The organism is Bacillus cereus group sp. BfR-BA-01347 (assembly GCF_022663835.1).
Classification (GTDB): domain Bacteria; phylum Bacillota; class Bacilli; order Bacillales; family Bacillaceae_G; genus Bacillus_A; species Bacillus_A thuringiensis_K.
This window is the reverse complement of sequence record NZ_JAKUGG010000011.1, coordinates 56266-74752: the sequence shown is the minus strand read 5'-3', so window position 1 is coordinate 74752 and position 18487 is coordinate 56266. Positions and strand designations below refer to the sequence as shown.

The window sequence follows — 18487 nt, the reverse complement described above, 5'->3', positions numbered from 1 at the left end:
AACTTTAGTGAAAGAATTAATGGATATTACGTCTAGTTTTCGCTAATTACGGCATTTAAAAGTTCGGCAGGATTACCCGTTCCTGCACCGCCAATTGTAATAGATCCACTAGGAGGAATTTCGCCATTCCATCCTGCGTTCGTAATTACATAATGGTTATTTGTTTTACTACTAATTTTAGAATCCCAAACTTGTGTTAAATTGCCGCTATAATCAAATTCTAATTTCCAATTTTTAATAGGAGTCGTTCCATTATTTTTGATTATAATCGAGAAGTTATAACCGCTGCCCCAATTCGAAGTGACTGAAAATGTAGCAGTGCCATTTCCATCAGGAGGTGTCGTATTAGCTTCATCCGTTTTGACAGTAAGAGCGGTAGGTTGTGATTTATTTCCAGCAGCATCTTTGGCAATTACTGAAAATGTGTATTCTGTATTAGGTTTTAAGTTTTTAATTGTAATGCTATTTGTTGTTGTACTCCATTTCTCTTCTCCAGCAGTAATTTCATATTCCGTAACTCCTACGTTATCAGTAGATGCAGTCCAGTTTAATTGAACTGAATTTGAATTTTTATTCGTAACTACAATGTTTTTAACATTCGTTGGTGGCTCAGTATCTTTTTGACTAATAGGTCCACCAAGTAATTCTTTTACTAGCGTATCAAGTAATTTTGGACCACTGCAACTATATTTTGGACTTGTACGGCAATCTCCGCTTAGTTCCCAAAACATTGCTCCACTTAAACCTTTCGTCTTTATATAGTCTGTTTTGTATTTCATAGATTCATTGTCATCGTAGCTAATAAATGTGCCTGTAGTTGCATTATATAAATAAGGTACTTTAGCTGTGTCATTCCAGTAGCGTACAAAACCATTTTTATTAACGTAATTGGCTGCTAAATCACCGTAATCATACACACCCGTGTCACCGGTAGAATAATCATCCCAAGTACCTTTAGAAGCAAGTTTCCCATCACTACCTGGTTTGCAAGGTTGATATTGTCCGTTATTTTCCTTGCCACAACTTTTCCAGCCACGTCCGTAAAAGGGTACGCCTAATACTAGTTTATCGACTGGAACACCTTCATTTGTATAAACATTTATAGCACCATCTACGTAAAAATTCGTATTTGCTGCTGGGTCATTTGGATCCTTATATAGAGCTGCATTATGATTAGAAGTAGCTTCCCATCCGCCGTGGAAATCATATGTCATAATATTAATCCAATCGAGTATTTGAGAAATTTTCTTTAGCTCTGTATGATCAGCGTAGCGTTGGCTTGCGCCTGAAGCGATTGTTAGTAAATATTGTTTGCCATCTTCAGCACCTGCTTTATTCAAAGCATTTCGGACGTCTTGAAGAAGGAGAGTGAAATTTTGTTTATCTTCAGGACGATAACTACCACCAGGAATCGTTTCAACGCCCGGATATTCCCAGTCTAAATCTACGCCATCAAACCCATATGCGCGAAGAAAAGCTACTGTAGAGTCAGCAAATACTTTTCTTGTTTTTTCATCAGCGGCCATATCAGAAAAGCGGTTAGACCAAGTCCAGCCACCAACGGAAATAATTGTTTTTAAGTGAGGATATTTAGCTTTTAATCGTTTTAGTTCACCGAAATTTCCGCAACGGGCATATTTATCGCAATCTTCCCAAGTTGTCCCTGAGCCAGGATACGATTTGGTAACATCAGCCCATGGTTCCCCGAGTACGAGAGTACCATTAGGAACCTCTTTATTTTGCAATGGTACACCAGATTCTTTACAGTTCCACGTTTGTTTATTTGGATTATCAGGATGAGTAGAAGGGTTTCCATGTTTTCCATTCCAACAAATATCCGCGAAAGCATAGTTAAGGTGAGTAAGTTTTGATGCATCAATGTCAGCAACTTGATAATTACGTCCGTAAACCCCCCACGAAGGAAAGTACCCAACAATTTTTTGACTTTGCTTTGGTGAATCTGCTAATGCGAGATTTGGAGTAATAAAATTTGTGAGAAAAAGAGGTAAGAAAAGTAGTATGGATAGTAATAGCAGTGTGAATTTTTGAGACCTCATAGCCATTTCTCCTTTCAAAATAAAAGATATATTTAAAGGCATACGCCAATAAATCAAAATGAATCTAGACGTGTGAAACGTCTAGATAAAATGATCAGACATCACGAAGTCTATACAAGGGAGCTGGGGGTGATTAAATCGTAACAAATGTAAGATTTAGTGTAAACGCTTTATTAAGTTGAAAAAGACTTTCTCAATACAAAAAGGCTTGAATACAAACTATATATGAAAACGAAAAATCGGTATGGGAGGAAAAAGCTCATTATAAATAAATTTGAGAAAAAATTGTATAGAGCCAATTATTAAAGACGTAGAAAGATAAGGAAATATCATGTAAAATAATAGTAAAAATATGTAAAGGAGGGAATAGTGTGGATGTGTTTTTGAACATTGCTGAAGAAAAAATTCGACAAGCAATACGGAATGGTGATCTTGATTATCTTCCGGGAAAAGGAAAACCACTACAATTAGAAGATCTTTCAATGGTACCTCCAGAACTTAGAATGAGTTATAAAATTTTAAAAAATGCGGGAATGATTCCACCAGAAATGGAACTACAAAAAGATATATTAAAAATAGAGGATCTAATTGCTTGCTGTTATGATGAAGAAGAGAGAAAGAAATTACGAGAAGAGTTAACAGCAAAAACTCTGCGTTTTCAGCAGGCAATGGAAAAGAGAAAGATTAAAGATAGTTCAGCTTTTCGTATGTATTAAGACAAAGTATTTCGTAAATTACGCTGAGAGGGATAAGATGAATACATTTAAAACGATAGAAGAATTAGCGACCTATATCAAAGAACAACAATTGGTACTTCTGTTTATTAAAACGGAAAATTGTGGTGTTTGTGATGTTATGCTAAGAAAAGTAAATTGCGTATTAGAGAATTATGATTACGTAGAGAAAATAGAGATATTACTACAAGATATGCAAGAGATTGCGGGGCGATATGGAGTATTTACAGGGCCAACAATTTTATTATTTCATAATGGAAAAGAAATTCTTCGTGAATCACGCTTCATTTCACTTGAAAATCTAGAAAGAACCATTCAATTATTCGAGGAATAAGGGAGGCTTTTATATGGAATTTATTATTGTCATACTATTATTTGTTGTAGTTGGAATAATCGTAACAGCAGTTCGATCGAACAAAAAGAAGGTAAATCTTACAAAACAAAATAACATTCATAATTCATCTAACAGCTCATCACCATTATTTTTCTTTGCTGGATCTGATAATGATAGCTCGCATGATGGCGGCTCACATGATTGTGGAGGGTCTTTTGGGGGAGATAGCGGAGGAAGCTGCGGTGGCGGTGGTGATTGATGAAAATGCGCCTTATATAGGCGTATTTCTTTTTAAACAAACGTTTGATTAGTCGGCTTACATATGCATAAACACAGTTAAACAAACGTTTGATTAATATTTTTAACATACTAAGGGGAATGGAAATGAAAAGGGAACCGAAAGTGAAAAATAAGGGGAAAGTAGTGTTATTTTTATTAGCTGCGGGAGGCGTATTTCTTGTTAAATTAGCATTTAAATTTGGAACCATACATATGATTCGAACTTGGTTTGAAAGTACGTTTTCTTAAATAAGGAATATAGCCTCTTGCGATAGAGGTTTTTGATTTGTTATTATTAGACTGAACGGTCGGTTTAAAGAGGTGTGAATATGAGAAGAAGCGCAGAAGAGATAAAGAAAGAAATTGCATATAAAGCAGAAAGTCTATTTTCACAGAAGGGCTACGCAGCTACATCTATGGAAGAGATTTGTGAAATTACAGAGCGAAGTAAAGGAAGTATTTATTATCACTTTAAAAGTAAAGAAGAATTATTTTTATTTGTAGTGAAACAGCATACGTATGATTGGATTGAAAAATGGAATGAAAAAGAGAAGTTGTATAGCACTAGTACTGAAAAACTATATGGTCTCGCGGAATATCATGTAGAGGACATACAGCAACCAATTTCAAATGCAATAGAGGAATTCTCTATGAGCCAAGTTGTAAGTAAAGAGATTCTGGATGAACTGTTAGCTTTAACTAGAGAATCATATGTTATGTTTGAGAAATTAATTGAAGTAGGTATACAGTCTGGAGAGTTCCGTGAAGATAATACTCGTGATCTTATGTATATTGTGAACGGATTATTATCAGGACTTGGAGTGCTTTACTACGAATTAGATTATAAAGAGCTGAAACGTATTTATAAAAAGGCAATAGATGTATTGTTAAAAGGAATGGCAGCTGAATAATAGGTCAGTTGCTTTTCTTACAAAATAAATTAGACCGAACGGTCGGTTTGTGAAAGGGGAATGAAAATGAACGCTTTATTTAAAAACCGAGCATTTATGCTCGTTATGGCGTCTGATATTTTACAACAATTTGCAATTTGGATCAGAAATATGGCTCTTTTGTATTTTATAATGGAGCGAACGAATAATGATCCAGTTTCTGTTTCGTTGTTATCAGTTATGGAATATGCACCTATTTTTATTTTCTCGTTTATCGGTGGTGCGCTAGCTGATCGCTGGAATCCGAAAAGAACAATGGTCGCTGGAGATGTATTAAGTGTACTGTCTATTATAGGAATTGTCTTGTTGTTAAAAATGGATTATTGGCAGGCTATATTTTTTGCAACACTCATTTCCGCGATTGTAGGTCAGTTTTCTCAGCCCTCATCTTCGCGTATATTTAAGCGCTATGTAAAAGAAGAAGAGGTAGCAAATGCGATTGCATTTAACCAAACATTACAGTCATTATTTCTGATTTTTGGACCAGTGGTAGGATCGCTTGTGTATACACAACTTGGTTTATTTACGTCACTATATAGCTTAATCATTTTATTTTTGTTATCTGCTATCGCCCTTTCATTCTTACCAAAATGGGTTGAAAAAGAGCAAGTGGCGAGAGATTCATTAAAAAATGATATAAAAGAAGGTTGGAAGTATGTTCTTCATACGAAAAATTTACGTATGATTACGATCACTTTCACCATTATAGGCTTAGCTGTTGGATTAACAACTCCATTAGAGGTATTTCTTGTAATAGAGCGCCTTGGAATGGAAAAGGAAGCAGTTCAATATTTAGCTGCAGCTGATGGAATAGGTATGTTAATTGGTGGTATTGTTGCTGCAATTTTCGCTTCAAAAGTGAATCCGAAAAAGATGTTTGTATTCGGTATGGGCATATTAGCAATGTCATTTTTAGTAGAAGGGCTATCTACATCATTTTGGATTACTAGTTTCATGAGGTTTGGAACAGGTATTTGTTTAGCTTGTGTTAATATTGTTGTCGGTACGCTTATGATTCAACTTGTACCAGAAAATATGGTTGGAAGAGTAAATGGGACGATTTTACCACTGTTTATGGGGGCAATGCTAATTGGAACTTCACTAGCTGGAGGATTAAAGGAACTAACTTCACTAGTTACTGTGTTTTGTATAGCAATGGCACTTATTTTATTAGCGATAGGGCCAGTTCTACGTATGCAAATAAAAAAAGAAGATGTTGCTAATAAAGAGGCACTAACAAATTCGTTAGCTTCGAAATAACTATTGTAAGGGAGCAATATTGCTCCCTTTTTCTTTGAGGAACTTTTGACAACTATATGAGCCAATTATATACTGATGTTGTAAAAACGATTTTACAGGTTAGGAGCAATGGTGTGAAAAATCAAATCTATGAATTACGCACTGAAAATAATATTTCACAAGGCGCATTAGCTGATAAATGTAAGGTTTCTAGACAAACGATAAATGCAATTGAGAATAATAAATATGATCCAAGTTTAGCGTTAGCATTCCGTTTAGCTGAAGTATTAGGAACAACTGTTGATAAATTATTTTTGTACAAGCAGTAGAGTCGTTCATTATAAGGCGCACCTTTAAAAATAAAAAAGATTCTCTTCTTATGAGAAGAGGATCTTTTCTTATAGCGTTTTAGTCTTTTGACTAGGTGGTGTAACGGATGTGTTATTTTCTGGAACTCTAGTTAGTAAGAATCCTCCTATAATAAACAGAACAATAATACTAAGAACACCAGCGTTTGTTTTTCCTGTTAATTGCGTTGTAACACCGACTAATACCGGACCCATAATTGCGGCAAACTTCCCAAATATATTATAAAATCCGAAGAATTCATTAGCAGATTCTTTTGGTACTAGTTTTGCAAAGTATGAACGACTTAGTGCTTGAATACCACCTTGAGATGTAGCAACTAACATTGCTAAAATCCAAAAATCAAGTGTCGTTTTTAAGAAATAAGCATATATGCAAATGATGATATAAATAATGATACCGACATATAGCATTTTTTTACCTGTGAATGTTGCTGATAATTTTCCGTATAATAAAGCAAATGGACAAGCGACAATTTGTGTTACAAATAATATGATTAATAGATTAGTTGCACTAATACCGAGATCGGTTCCGTAAGCGGTAGACATAGTAATAATTGTATCGACTCCGTCAATATAGAAAAAGTAAGCGATTAGAAACATAAATACAGTTTTATATTCTTTAATATTTTTAAAAGTAGCAGCAAGGCGTTTGAAGCTCATTGTAATTGGTCTAGGGTGACGTTCAATATAGTGCGTTTGCTCTACGTTTTTTAGCATTGGAATTGTAAATAACCCCCACCAAAGAGCTGTTATCGCAAATGAAATTTGACTAGCAATACCAACAGATAAAGGGATAGTTCCTTTTTGAGAAAGAATAATAAGAGCGATACAACCGATAAAAGGAATTGTACTCCCGATATAACCTAATGCAAATCCTCTTGTAGAAATTCGGTCCATTCTATCTTCAGAAGTGACATCTACTAAAAATGCATCATAAAAAATGTTTGCTCCAGCAAAACCGACTAAGGCGAGCATATAGCATCCTAATAATAAGTACCACTGAGATGTTGGAACGACTGCTAACATACTTGTAAATACGATACCGAGTCCAAAGAAGAATGTGAAAAATCGTTTTTTAAATCCTTTATAATCAGCAACTGTGCCGAGAATAGGAGCAAGTATAGAAATTAAAAGTGTTGCGAACGAGTTTGCATATCCCCAATATGCTGTTGAAGTTGCCCCGGATAGTCCAGCTTCTTTTGCAGCTGCTTTAAAGTAAATTGGAAATAATGCAGTTGTAATGACGAGCGAATATACCGAGTTCGCCCAATCGTATAATATCCAGCTTTTTTCTTGTCTGGACATTTTTTTCATATAATGTTCCCCCTTAAATTTGTTTTACTAACAGTGTACAAAAATAAAAATTATAAAAAGAGAAACAGTGATGAATTTTACATAACTTTTACATATATACACAGTTCTTTACAATTGGAGTAAATCCTCTACAATTGCTCCGTCTGTTTCACCTAAGTGTAAACCGAGTAGTCTAGCGATAGTTGGACCTTCATCAATAAGTCTCATATACGGGACGGTAACGCCACTTTTTATTCCTTTCCCAGCAGCGATAAAAATTGTTTCATAGTTAGGTTTTGTTGGAGAGTATCCATGCGTACCAAATGTATATTTTTTACTAGGCGTAACATCTTTTTCAGTAATTTCTTTTATAAAATCTCCTGTATAGTTTTCAGTGAAATAATACCCTTCTCGTGCTTCTAACATGAATAAACAATTACCGTCTGCACCGCAGTCTTTGGCAGCTTCATCATGAAGTATAAATTCAATTCCGTTTTGTTTATTTTGAAGTAGTTCTTCAAGGAGTAGTTGTACCTCCCGAATTGTATCCGTATCATTTTTGTCCTTTACATATACATAGGCAGAGCCGTCGCAACTTTGGCAATAGGCTTTCCAGTCTACTAATTTTCCTTTTTTATTAAGAGATATAAGTCCTCTTTGATGGAATAGCACATTTAATTGGATGGATTTGTTTTCACTTAAAGCGCTATGATCACCAAGGGCAATAATTGTACTTTCTTCGTATAGGTCACTTTCTTTTAGTGCTTGAATAATTTTCCCTAGACGTCCGTCGTGCCTCTGGATAGCAGCTATTGTTTCGTTAGATTCAAAGCCGTGATAGTGTCTTTGTGTGTCTAGATCGGTGAAATGTACGAACATGACATTAGGCTTTTTCGTCTGGATTGTATGCACAGCAGAGGCGAGGACGAAATCATCCAGCTCTGGTTGTGATAAACCATTTCTTATATGGCCGAAACGACGATTTAAATCTAATTGATATAGCGGGCTACCGCTAAATAAGGAAACTAACACTTGATTTTGCCAAGGTCTATTTGGAAAAATTTCTGGTAAATTGTAATCGATGTTCGCTCTTCCAGTAACAGGCCATAGAAGGGCAGCTGTCGTTAAATTTGCTTTGCGCGCTTCATCATACAATGTTGTTCCTTTTATTGATTTTCGATACCAATGCCAATCAGGTGATTCACGCCCTGGTTGAAGTAACGTATTGCTAACAACACCGTGCTTGTTAGGGTAATTACCAGTTACGATTGTTGAGTGGCTTGGATATGTTACAGAAGGATAAATTGGTTCTACTTTTTCGACAATCGTGCCCTTTTTTATTAGAGATTGGAAATGAGGTAGTTTTTGTAGTATAGGAAAATCTAAAGCTGATAAACAGTCGAATGATAAAATAATGACGTGGTTTGTTAATGCTTTATCCATAAAGTTCCCTCCTGATTATATAAAACCTATTATCATATATTACTATTAATACCTAGTAATAAAAATATATTTTTAGGTGAAAATTTATTATTTATTTTCAGAAAAATTAAACATATAATTAAGTATAAGGGAATCTATGGAAGGAGGAAACACTATGGATTGGTTAGATGGATTTGGTATCTTTTACATCATTGGCGGAATCACAATTATCCTTGTATTTGCTATTTCATATTTACTAAAGAAACGGTTTCCAGACAAACAGTTTGATATTATATTTGCACTTAGTTTAATACTTCTTTGTTTAGCGTCCTTTCCTGTTACAATGATGGTCATTGGTGGGTGGGAAGGAATGGGATATGGATTTATTGGTTTCTTCGTCCTACTTGGTACACTTATCGGTATGATTGCACATCAACTTGTGAAAATTACGCGGAAAAGCTACGTATAAAACTGCAAAAAATGAAAAGAATATATAAAAATAAGAAAATTAGCTATTGTTTAAAAAAAGAATTTGTATTATGATAATCAACAAATTTATTTCGTTATAACGATGAAAAAGGATTAGTACATGTTCAACCTTTTTAGCAGAGAGAGAATCCGTCAGGCTGAAAGATTCTTAAAAAGGTAATATGGAACCTGCCTTTGAGTTCTGCATATGCAGCGGGAATTTCCCGTTATCAAAAAGAGAGCATGCGCAATTTTTGTGCATGAATCAGGGTGGTAACGCCGGCAAAGCTCGGTCCCTATTTAGGGATGCGGGCTTTTTTGTATTTTCTAGAAGGAGGAAGACTGACTATGGCAAAAGAACAAGTGCAAGCCATTACGAAGATGGAAGAGGACTTTGCGCAGTGGTATACCGATATTGTAAAAAAAGCCGAACTTGTTGATTATTCAAGTGTAAAAGGGTGCATGATTTTACGTCCGTATGGTTATGCCTTATGGGAGAATATGCAGAAGGTGATGGATGAGAAGTTAAAAGGAACTGGCCATGAAAATGTATATATGCCAATGTTTATCCCAGAGAGTTTATTGCAAAAAGAGAAGGATCATGTTGAAGGATTTGCTCCTGAAGTAGCATGGGTTACGCATGGTGGAGATGAAAAGTTAGCGGAAAGACTTTGTGTACGTCCTACATCTGAAACTTTATTCTGTGAGCACTTTTCAAAAATTGTGCAATCCTATAATGATTTGCCAAAGTTATATAATCAGTGGTGTTCAGTAGTTCGTTGGGAGAAGACAACTAGGCCGTTCCTTCGTACGACTGAATTTTTATGGCAAGAGGGTCATACAATCCATGAAACGGCAGAAGAATCGCAGGCTGAAACATTAAATATTTTAAACTTATATGCTTCTTTCTGTGAGGATTATTTAGCAATACCAGTTATTAAAGGACAAAAAACAGAAAAAGAGAAGTTTGCTGGAGCAAAGGCAACTTATACAATTGAAAGTTTAATGCATGATGGAAAAGCACTTCAAACAGGAACCTCTCATAACTTTGGGACGAATTTCTCAGAAGCATTTGATATTAAGTTTTTAGATCGTAACGGTAAGTGGCAATATGTGCACCAAACATCTTGGGGTGTATCAACAAGAATGATAGGCGGGCTAATAATGGTTCATAGTGATAATAATGGACTTGTAATGCCACCAAAAGTCGCTCCAGTGCAAGTTGTTATTGTACCAATTGCTCAGCATAAAGAAGGAGTTTTAGCAAAAGCAACAGAGTTACAAGCACATATTCAAAAGGTTGCACGAGTAAAAATAGATGCTAGTAATAAAACACCAGGCTGGAAATTTAATGAGTATGAAATGAAGGGGATTCCAATTCGATTAGAAGTTGGCCCTAAAGATATTGAAAAGAAACAAGTTGTACTTGTAAGAAGAGATACGAAGGAAAAAGAGTTTGTACCAATGGATCAATTAGAAGAACGTATTCCAGCATTACTTGAAGAAATTCATATTTCTTTATTTAATAAAGCAAAAGTATTTCGTGATGAAAATACGTATGTTGCGACAAATTTCGAAGAGATGAAAAAAATAGCTGACGAAAAACAAGGATTTATTAAGGCAATGTGGTGCGGAGAATTAACTTGTGAAGAGAAACTAAAAGAAGAAGTTGGAGTATCTTCACGTTGTATGCCTTTTGAGCAAGAGCATTTAGCTGAAGAATGTATTTGTTGTGGTAAAGACGCTAAACAAATGGTGTATTGGGGAAAAGCGTATTAATACTTTTTCTGATAGGTGATAAAAAGGACTTTGGACTGCATAATAAAATACAATCCAAAGTCCTTTTTAGTTTTATACATTATTTCATGTGTTATTTAGATGGAAGGATGTTGTTCTTATTTTACGTTTTTACGGCGAATAAATAGTAACATACCGATTAGGAATGTTGAAAGTCCCATTAAAATAGATGTAGGATAATGTGTTGCTGTATTCGGTAATTTATCACCTTGTTTTTTCGTATTATCTTTTACATTACCACCTTGAGAACCGTTGCCACCCTGAGAATTACTATCGCCTTTAACACGGTTGCCACCTTGAGAGCCACTGCCATCAGAACCGCTACCACTAGAACCATTGTCACCAGAGCCATTGCCACCAGAGCCATTGCTACCAGAACCATTGCCACCAGAGCTATTGCCACCAGAACCGTTGCCACCAGAGCTATTGCTACCATAACCATTGCCACCAGAGCTATTGCCACCAGAACCACTGCCACCAGAGCCGTTACCACCAGAACCGTTACCGCCGGAACCATTGTCGCTAGAGCTGTTGTCACCAGAACCATTGCCGCCAGAGCCACTATCGTCCTGAGAACCACCGTTTCCTGGTGGTTTATTATTATCTTTCGAGTTACCTTCTACTAAATGATCGTTATTTTGTACAATTGCGTTTATTGCTGGAGAGAAGTTTTCTGTTGCTGCATTACCGATATTTAAACCGCTAAAAAAAGATAAAGAGAGTGTTGAGGCTAAAATGAAGATTTTCGTCATGGTTTTCCTCCTAAGAAATTAATATTCCATCTAAAATACATCCCTTTGTAATATTTCTTAGGAAAAAGAGTTTTATACAAAAAAAACTATATATAGAAAAAGGTGGAGTATTTCTAAAGAGAGAAAAGAGTTAGTGTAAATTTTTTATAATAAGTAGAGCGTGGGGAGTTTCAGACTCATTATAATAGAGGAAGTGACAGCAGATGAAAGAATATATTGCATTTGATGTTGGTGGTACACAAATTAAATATGGGATTGTTTCAGAAACAGGAACAGTACGAAAGCATCAAACAGTTCCAACAGAAATTCATTTAGGTGGAGAACAAATTATTCAAAAACTTATATATGTATCCAAAAAAATAATGAATGAACATACTATTGTAGGAATTGGTATTAGCACTGCGGGAATTGTTGATATTAACAAAGGAATTGTGACGGGAGGTGCGGATCATATTCCAGGATATAGTACTATTCCTATAATTGATAGATTGCAAGAGATATTAAAAGTTTCAGTATCGATTGACAATGATGTGAATTGTGCAGCGTTTGGAGAAAAATGGAATGGTAGTGGAAGAGAGAAAGAGAATTTTATTATGCTCACCCTCGGAACAGGGATTGGGGGAGCGATTTTTATAGATGGAGAATTGTACCGAGGAAATTCATTTAGTGCTGGTGAATGGGGGAATATGTTAATAGAAGGAAAAACGTTTGAAGAGGTTGCCTCGATTTCAGGATTAATTCGTCTTGTCAGAAAGTATAAAGGCAAAGGTGAGTGGAATGGGAGAACAATTTTTGAGTTGTATGATAAAGGAGATAGAGAAGTTGCTCAAGCAGTTGGGATTTTCTTTAGACATTTGGCAATCGGAATTAGTAATCTTGCTTATATTTTCAATCCAGAAACGATTATTATTGGTGGAGGAATTACCGATAGAGGAAATAAGTTTTTAAAAGAAGTAAAAGAAGAGGTCAGTAAATACTTAAATCAAGAGATTTATAATAATTGTGAGATTGAACTTGCACAAAACGGTAATTGTGCAGGAATGATTGGTGCTATTTACCACTTCTTACATCATCATAAGTAAATTATATGAATGTTTTCATATAACTGAGAATTTATCCTTTTTATCGCTAGGTAAATAATGCTACAATATAAGAGAAGAATACAATATTTTCCGATTTGGAAAATGCTTTGTAGAGAGGGAGAAACTTCATGCCTATTATTTTAGAAAAAGGTCAAAAGATCGATTTAACGAAAGGACAACCAAAAGTAGCAAAACTACAGGTTGGCTTAGGCTGGGATCCAATTGGGCAATCAGGTGGATTTCTGTCTTCATTATTTGGAAGTAAACCAAATGTAGATTGTGATGCATCTGTTGTTATGTTAGAAGGAGATCGTTTTTTAAACAAAAATGATTTAGTTTACTTCGGAAATAAACTTTCTACTTGTGGTAGTATTATTCATTCAGGAGATAATTTAACAGGCGAAGGCGCTGGTGATGACGAAACAATTTTCGTAGAATTACATAAAGTTCCGAGCCGTATTAATCGTTTAGTATTCGTTGTAAATATTTATGACTGTGTAAATCGTCGTCAAGATTTCGGGATGATTCGTAATGCATATATTCGTATTCAAAATCCGCAAACTGGTGAAGAATTAGCACGCTATAATTTATCGGATAATTATGCTGGCAAAACGACTCTAATTGCAGGTGAAATGTATCGCCACGGAAGTGAATGGAAATTCTCAGCTGTTGGAGAAGGTACACAAGATAAAAACTTAAGTGAGATTGTATCACGTTATCAATAAAATAAACCGAGGAGGAATTGTGTATGGCATCAATTTCATTGAAAAAAGGACAAAAGGTAGACTTAACAAAAACGAATCCAGGTCTTTCAAAAGTTCTTGTAGGACTTGGTTGGGATACGAATCGTTATGACGGACAAAACGATTTCGATTTAGATGTTAGTATTTTCTTAGTAGGTGCTAACGGTAAAGTTTCAGGTGCAGAGGATTTCGTCTTCTATAATAACCCAAAAGGTGCAAATGGTGCTGTAGAGCATTTAGGAGATAACCGAACTGGTGAAGGTGAAGGCGATGACGAATCGATTAAAGTAGATTTAAAAAATGTACCTGCACATATCGAACGTATTTGTTTCACTATCACAATTTACGATGGAGAAGGACGCAGCCAAAACTTCGGACAAGTTTCTAACTCTTTCGTACGTATTTTAGATGAAGAAAAGAATGCAGAATTAATTCGTTACGATTTAGGAGAAGATTTCTCTATTGAAACAGCGGTAGTAGTAGGTGAACTATACCGTCATGCAGGTGAATGGAAGTTCAATGCAATCGGAAGTGGATTCCAAGGTGGATTAGCGTCTCTATGTAATAATTTCGGTTTAGATGTAGAGTAATAGATTGATATATCCATCGATAAAACAGATGTTTACTGATGGATATATTTTTTAAGATTAAAATATAGAGGTGAATATAAATGGTTATTCAATTGCAAAAAGGACAGAAGATTGATTTAGGTAAGACAAGCCCTGGTTTAACAAAAGCAGTAATTGGTCTTGGGTGGGATATTAAATCTTACGACGGTGGATCAGATTTCGATTTAGATGCATCAGCATTCCTATTAGATGCGAACGGAAAATGTACGAAGGAAACTGATTTTATCTTCTATAATAATTTACAGTCTCCTTGTGGATCTGTTCTACATACAGGAGATAACCGCACAGGTGAAGGTGAAGGTGACGATGAGCAACTTGTTGTAGATTTGAAGAAAGTTCCAGCAGATGTGCACAAAATTGCTATTACAGTTACGATTTATGATGCAGAAGGCCGTAGTCAAAACTTTGGACAAGTAGGAAATGCGTTCGTTCGTTTAGCGAATGAAGAAACGAATGAAGAAGTTCTTCGTTTTGATTTAGGGGAAGATTTCTCCATCGAAACAGCAGTTGTCTTTTGTGAATTATACCGTCATAATGGACAGTGGAAGTTTAATGCAGTAGGAAGTGGATTCCAAGGTGGTTTAGGTGCGCTTGTAAGAGCGTATGGCTTGGATGCATAGAAAGGAAACGACATTCGTTTCCTTTTTTTGACCTTTCTATAAATCTAGCAAAGAATAGGGGATATAGGTAAGATGAGTATTTTGCAAGGAATCCTTGATACGTATGCTCAGTTTTTTGACTTGGACATGTGGATTAAAGTGTTGCAGGATCCAGTATCTTGGGGATTAATTGGTACACTTGTTGTACTTGAAGGGTTGTTATCTGCTGATAACGCACTTGTATTAGCAGTAATGGTAAAACACCTTCCGGAAGAGAAACGTAAAAAAGCATTATTCTATGGACTTATTGGAGCTTATGTATTCCGCTTTATTGCGATTGGAATCGGAATGTTCTTAATTAAATTATGGTGGGTAAAACTTCTTGGTGCACTTTACCTTGCTTGGTTATCAGTAAAATACTTTATTGATAAGCGTAAAGGTGCAAGTGAAGAAGACGAAGCTCACGGTATGAATCAAAATAGTATTCTCTTTAGAATGTTCGGTGTCTTCTGGGGAACAGTTGCGATGGTTGAATTAATGGATATCGCGTTCTCTGTAGATAGCGTACTTGCTGCATTTGGTGTATCTAATGAAGTTTGGATTCTATTATTAGGCGGAATGCTCGGTATTTTAATGATGCGTGGTATCGCTGGTGTATTCTTAAAATTGTTAGAGCGTATTCCAGAGCTTGAAACAACAGCATATATTTTAATCTTAATTATCGCATCGAAAATGCTATTGTCTCTAATTGATATTCATATTAGTCATACACTGTTCTTCATTATTTTAGTTGTAGCATTTGGAGCAACATTTATAATTCACTACATGAAGAATTCTGGACAAGCTAAAGAAGAAGTTGCAGCTACTAAAGAAGACAATAAATAATTGAAATGGGTTTGCTCGTTTTGCGAGCGCCCATTTTTTATAACCAAAAATAGTTTATAATATAAGAAGGACTTAGAAAAAACGTAAATGTTTTTGGAGGTGAACTGTTGTGTTTTCACGTTTTACACTTCAACCATATGCATTAAAAGATGAATCAGATTTAAAGCAATTTGAAATGCTTTTAGAAAAACGTCCACAATATGAGCTGACAGAGAATGAGATGAAATTTAGTTATATAGCATGTCGAATCCTTGGCGTTCCTAATGATGTAGATGAATATTTTAATGAATTGTTTGATTATAGTGAAGCGAAAGGAATCGAAGTTTTACACGAACAAAATTTAAACAAAGTGATTGATTCAGAAAAGCTTCGTCATATTCAAGAAGTGTTCGGATTACATCAAGAAGCACCCAATGGTCTGACAGTAAATAGGTTAGTTGCACACTTATCTGGGAAACAACTTTTACCGAAAGTAGACAATCCTGATTTACAGCATTACATACATACGACGTTTATTTCACTATTGAAATTATATGAGAAGCAACATAATCAGTCGTTAAAGACAGAAGGCTTCCGTCGTTTCTTAATCGACATAATTAAACTAAGTGAAAATTACGTAGCGAAGTGGTTTTCTACGATTAATTATAAGAAACAAATGCCGCGTATCGTTTGGTATGGTGATGCACAGGAAAGCCGTATATATTTCTTATATTTTCTTATTATGCTCGGTTGTGATGTGCTTTATTATCACCCCGAAGGAAAAGATGGATTTGAAAATATTGATGAAGAGGGAAGAACTTTTGTTGTATCTCATTCAAGTCGCATTTCGCTTGAACCGTTCCCTGATCGTCGACGTGAGCGTGTTGCAACAGTAGCATATCAAGCTTCGAAAGAAATTGAACAAGTACTTCACCACGATAATTCACTATTATATAAACCGTGGCAATTCCGTTCGTATACACCTGTAGCACGTACGTTAAAAACGACATATGATGAACTCTTTTTAATTACGAAAGAAAAGGCATTTGTACGTCCAACATTCTTTGTTGAAAATAAACATATTTATATCCCTTCTTTATTTGCGAAAATATCAGGTGTTTCAAAGAATGATAAAGAATATTTTCAACGATTAAAGGCTGTTACATCATTTGATAATAGTTTACTAATTAATACATTCCCATTTACGAAAGAGCAAAAAGCAAACTTCCAATATCATTATCGAGATGCATTGGACCGAGCTGGGAAATTACATCCTGATTTAATTATGAATAGCCATTGGTGGCCGCATAAGCGTTTACCGGAAGGTTTACAACATGGGATTGCAGAGGCGATTATCCATACGTGCGAAAGTGAAATGTGTAAACCAATTGCAAAAGAGACGAAACAAGATGTAGCGCTATATGTTTTCGCACAACTTTCTCAAATACCACCGAATATTTTAGAACAGCTTGAGAAATTTGATTATTCACAAGATGTACCAAAAATTGTTATATTTAATAATGAGAAGAGTGGAGAATTAACTCGTTCTGACGCTGTTTTATTACTATTTTTAAATCAAATAGGAGTAGATGTATTCCACTTCAATCCAACAGGAAGAAACGATATTGAACCGTATGTTGAAGCGGGAGCATTTGATTCTCATTGGCTTGAAGAAGTTAATTTCGATCTTGAGTTTCATGGTTCATCAGCCTATAAAAATTTATCACAAACAATAAAAGGACTATTTCGTCCATTTTTATAAGGAAAGGGAGAATACCATATGAATAACCCAGTCGTACTAGATTCGAAAACTGAATTGAATGAGCAAACCGCACAAGATGTTCGCTTGCAACTTAGACAAGATGCAGATGTGCAACGTATTTATAATGCAGTAGATATTAAAGACCAACTGGAATTAATTGAACTTGGAAAAGAACCTTCTATGGAAATTTCACGTTTTGCTGATCAAATTTTACATACAATGTCATTATCAAAAATAGAAGATTCTGGTGAATTGTTAAAGCAACTTGGTAAAATTATGGACAGATTTGATAGTAAAGACTTTGCGGAAGAGAAAAGTGGTTTCTTCTCACGTATGTTCAAAAAAGCGGATAAAATGATTGAACAAATCTTTAGCAAGTATCAAACGATGGGCCGTGAAATTGATAAAGTGTATGTCGAAATTACGAAGTATCAAGATGAAATGAAAAAATCAATTGGTACGTTAGATGGTTTATATGAGCAAAACTTAAAATATTATTTAGACTTAGAAAAATACGTAGTAGCAGGAGAAATGTTGTTAGAGCGTTTAAATACAGAGTTAGTTCCGATGTATGAAGAGCGCGTGCGTAATAATGATCAATTAGCAGGTATTGAATTAGAGTCGCTTAAAAACTCGGTTGAAATTTTAGAGCAACGTATTGATGATTTAGAAAAAGCTCGTATGGTTGCGTTACTTACAGCACCACAAATTCGTATGATTCAACGTGGTAATAATAAATTAATTGGTAAAATCAATACAGCATTTATTACGACGATTCCTATCTTTAAAAATGGTATCATTCAAGCGGTAAATGCCAAACGTCAAAAGCTTGTTGCAGATTCTATGGCTGAACTTGATCGCCGTACAAATGAATTACTTAAGAAAAATGCACAAAATATCGCAACGCAAAGTGTAGAAGTAGCGAGATTATCGGGTTCTTCTAGTATTAAGATGGAAACACTTGAGGAAACTTGGAACATTATTTCAAGAGGTATGCAAGAAACACAACAAATTGAAGAGCAAAACAAACGTGAGCGTGAAGAAAGCCGTAAGCGTATGGCTACATTAACAGAGAATATCAAAAAAGAATTACAAGGGTAAATGAAAAGGCAATG

20 protein-coding genes and 1 other annotated feature are annotated in these 18487 nt (G+C 35.3%); of the genes, 16 read left to right on the top strand and 4 right to left on the bottom strand.

Annotation, left to right across the window (positions count from 1 at the left end; translation table 11 throughout):
* Positions 1-32: 32 nt before the first annotated feature.
* Positions 33-2057 carry a glycosyl hydrolase family 18 protein gene (locus tag MR143_RS17070; RefSeq protein ID WP_001257470.1) on the bottom strand — a complete coding sequence of 675 codons (2025 nt, stop codon included), beginning with the start codon at positions 2055-2057 and terminating at the stop codon, positions 33-35.
* A gap of 371 nt (positions 2058-2428) precedes the next feature.
* On the opposite strand from MR143_RS17070, the gene MR143_RS17065 reads away from it, so the two are divergent.
* The 7 genes from MR143_RS17065 to MR143_RS17035 all read left to right on the top strand — a co-directional run bounded on the left by MR143_RS17065 (position 2429) and on the right by MR143_RS17035 (position 5922).
* The gene (locus tag MR143_RS17065) at positions 2429-2773 is read left to right on the top strand and encodes a DnaJ family domain-containing protein (protein ID WP_000382373.1); all 345 of its coding nucleotides are present in this window, start codon (positions 2429-2431) and stop codon (positions 2771-2773) included.
* Positions 2774-2810: 37 nt separating this feature from the next.
* Positions 2811-3125: a thioredoxin family protein gene (locus MR143_RS17060; RefSeq protein WP_001091339.1), complete on the top strand. Its 315-nt coding sequence runs from the start codon at positions 2811-2813 to the stop codon at positions 3123-3125.
* A gap of 13 nt (positions 3126-3138) precedes the next feature.
* A complete protein-coding gene (locus MR143_RS17055) occupies positions 3139-3384 on the top strand; it encodes a hypothetical protein (RefSeq protein ID WP_000394364.1) in 246 nt (81 codons plus the stop codon).
* Positions 3385-3509: 125 nt separating this feature from the next.
* Positions 3510-3653, top strand: a complete 144-nt coding sequence (locus MR143_RS17050; RefSeq protein WP_000817981.1) for a hypothetical protein — start codon at positions 3510-3512, stop codon at positions 3651-3653.
* An 80-nt stretch (positions 3654-3733) separates the two neighbouring features.
* The gene (locus tag MR143_RS17045; protein WP_001254434.1) at positions 3734-4315 is read left to right on the top strand and encodes a TetR/AcrR family transcriptional regulator; all 582 of its coding nucleotides are present in this window, start codon (positions 3734-3736) and stop codon (positions 4313-4315) included.
* Between the two features lie 66 nt (positions 4316-4381).
* Positions 4382-5614, top strand: a complete 1233-nt coding sequence (locus tag MR143_RS17040; RefSeq protein ID WP_000992571.1) for an MFS transporter — start codon at positions 4382-4384, stop codon at positions 5612-5614.
* 56 nt (positions 5615-5670) lie between these two features.
* Complete coding sequence (locus MR143_RS17035) at positions 5671-5922, top strand: helix-turn-helix transcriptional regulator (RefSeq protein WP_002023181.1); 252 nt, start codon at positions 5671-5673, stop codon at positions 5920-5922.
* Between the two features lie 69 nt (positions 5923-5991).
* On the opposite strand, the gene MR143_RS17030 is transcribed toward MR143_RS17035, so the two are convergent.
* Positions 5992-7275 carry an MFS transporter gene (locus tag MR143_RS17030; protein WP_000738827.1) on the bottom strand — a complete coding sequence of 428 codons (1284 nt, stop codon included), beginning with the start codon at positions 7273-7275 and terminating at the stop codon, positions 5992-5994.
* A gap of 108 nt (positions 7276-7383) precedes the next feature.
* Entirely contained in the window at positions 7384-8697 is a 1314-nt protein-coding gene (locus MR143_RS17025; protein WP_074593395.1) for an alkaline phosphatase family protein, read from the bottom strand.
* Positions 8698-8851: 154 nt separating this feature from the next.
* On the opposite strand from MR143_RS17025, the gene MR143_RS17020 reads away from it, so the two are divergent.
* A complete protein-coding gene (locus MR143_RS17020; protein WP_000383853.1) occupies positions 8852-9145 on the top strand; it encodes a YesK-like family protein in 294 nt (97 codons plus the stop codon).
* A gap of 93 nt (positions 9146-9238) precedes the next feature.
* Positions 9239-9445: a binding site (T-box leader), on the top strand.
* A gap of 47 nt (positions 9446-9492) precedes the next feature.
* Complete coding sequence (gene proS / locus MR143_RS17015) at positions 9493-10923, top strand: proline--tRNA ligase (protein WP_001040993.1); 1431 nt, start codon at positions 9493-9495, stop codon at positions 10921-10923.
* Positions 10924-11039: 116 nt separating this feature from the next.
* Here proS and MR143_RS17010 read toward each other — a convergent pair whose 3' ends face one another.
* Positions 11040-11693: an LPXTG cell wall anchor domain-containing protein gene (locus tag MR143_RS17010; RefSeq protein WP_242280869.1), complete on the bottom strand. Its 654-nt coding sequence runs from the start codon at positions 11691-11693 to the stop codon at positions 11040-11042.
* Positions 11694-11896: 203 nt separating this feature from the next.
* Here MR143_RS17010 and MR143_RS17005 point away from each other — a divergent pair, with 203 nt between their 5' ends.
* The 7 genes from MR143_RS17005 (at position 11897) to MR143_RS16975 (ending at position 18473) form a co-directional block, all read left to right on the top strand.
* Positions 11897-12775 (top strand): ROK family protein, encoded by an 879-nt coding sequence (locus MR143_RS17005; protein WP_000666141.1) that lies wholly within the window; start codon positions 11897-11899, stop codon positions 12773-12775.
* 128 nt (positions 12776-12903) lie between these two features.
* Positions 12904-13500: a TerD family protein gene (locus tag MR143_RS17000; RefSeq protein ID WP_001121586.1), complete on the top strand. Its 597-nt coding sequence runs from the start codon at positions 12904-12906 to the stop codon at positions 13498-13500.
* 23 nt (positions 13501-13523) lie between these two features.
* Entirely contained in the window at positions 13524-14108 is a 585-nt protein-coding gene (locus MR143_RS16995) for a TerD family protein (RefSeq protein WP_000146731.1), read from the top strand.
* Positions 14109-14188: 80 nt separating this feature from the next.
* Positions 14189-14767 (top strand): TerD family protein, encoded by a 579-nt coding sequence (locus MR143_RS16990; RefSeq protein ID WP_000236649.1) that lies wholly within the window; start codon positions 14189-14191, stop codon positions 14765-14767.
* A gap of 72 nt (positions 14768-14839) precedes the next feature.
* Positions 14840-15631 carry a TerC family protein gene (locus tag MR143_RS16985; RefSeq protein WP_000025705.1) on the top strand — a complete coding sequence of 264 codons (792 nt, stop codon included), beginning with the start codon at positions 14840-14842 and terminating at the stop codon, positions 15629-15631.
* A gap of 109 nt (positions 15632-15740) precedes the next feature.
* Positions 15741-17372 carry a YceG family protein gene (locus tag MR143_RS16980; RefSeq protein WP_000492849.1) on the top strand — a complete coding sequence of 544 codons (1632 nt, stop codon included), beginning with the start codon at positions 15741-15743 and terminating at the stop codon, positions 17370-17372.
* 18 nt (positions 17373-17390) lie between these two features.
* Positions 17391-18473, top strand: a complete 1083-nt coding sequence (locus MR143_RS16975) for a toxic anion resistance protein (protein ID WP_001064413.1) — start codon at positions 17391-17393, stop codon at positions 18471-18473.
* Positions 18474-18487: the final 14 nt, after the last annotated feature.

Coding starts and splice junctions, on each gene's coding strand:
- MR143_RS17020 (WP_000383853.1), top strand. CDS start 8,852: ATGGATTGGTTAGATGGATTTGGTATCTTTTACATCATTGGCGGAATC.
- proS (WP_001040993.1), top strand. CDS start 9,493: ATGGCAAAAGAACAAGTGCAAGCCATTACGAAGATGGAAGAGGACTTT.
- MR143_RS16975 (WP_001064413.1), top strand. CDS start 17,391: ATGAATAACCCAGTCGTACTAGATTCGAAAACTGAATTGAATGAGCAA.
- MR143_RS17060 (WP_001091339.1), top strand. CDS start 2,811: ATGAATACATTTAAAACGATAGAAGAATTAGCGACCTATATCAAAGAA.
- MR143_RS17010 (WP_242280869.1), bottom strand. CDS start 11,693: ATGACGAAAATCTTCATTTTAGCCTCAACACTCTCTTTATCTTTTTTT.
- MR143_RS17045 (WP_001254434.1), top strand. CDS start 3,734: ATGAGAAGAAGCGCAGAAGAGATAAAGAAAGAAATTGCATATAAAGCA.
- MR143_RS17050 (WP_000817981.1), top strand. CDS start 3,510: ATGAAAAGGGAACCGAAAGTGAAAAATAAGGGGAAAGTAGTGTTATTT.
- MR143_RS17030 (WP_000738827.1), bottom strand. CDS start 7,275: ATGAAAAAAATGTCCAGACAAGAAAAAAGCTGGATATTATACGATTGG.
- MR143_RS17035 (WP_002023181.1), top strand. CDS start 5,671: ATGAGCCAATTATATACTGATGTTGTAAAAACGATTTTACAGGTTAGG.
- MR143_RS17070 (WP_001257470.1), bottom strand. CDS start 2,057: ATGAGGTCTCAAAAATTCACACTGCTATTACTATCCATACTACTTTTC.
- MR143_RS17040 (WP_000992571.1), top strand. CDS start 4,382: ATGAACGCTTTATTTAAAAACCGAGCATTTATGCTCGTTATGGCGTCT.
- MR143_RS16985 (WP_000025705.1), top strand. CDS start 14,840: ATGAGTATTTTGCAAGGAATCCTTGATACGTATGCTCAGTTTTTTGAC.
- MR143_RS16990 (WP_000236649.1), top strand. CDS start 14,189: ATGGTTATTCAATTGCAAAAAGGACAGAAGATTGATTTAGGTAAGACA.
- MR143_RS17025 (WP_074593395.1), bottom strand. CDS start 8,697: ATGGATAAAGCATTAACAAACCACGTCATTATTTTATCATTCGACTGT.
- MR143_RS16995 (WP_000146731.1), top strand. CDS start 13,524: ATGGCATCAATTTCATTGAAAAAAGGACAAAAGGTAGACTTAACAAAA.
- MR143_RS17055 (WP_000394364.1), top strand. CDS start 3,139: ATGGAATTTATTATTGTCATACTATTATTTGTTGTAGTTGGAATAATC.
- MR143_RS17000 (WP_001121586.1), top strand. CDS start 12,904: ATGCCTATTATTTTAGAAAAAGGTCAAAAGATCGATTTAACGAAAGGA.
- MR143_RS17005 (WP_000666141.1), top strand. CDS start 11,897: ATGAAAGAATATATTGCATTTGATGTTGGTGGTACACAAATTAAATAT.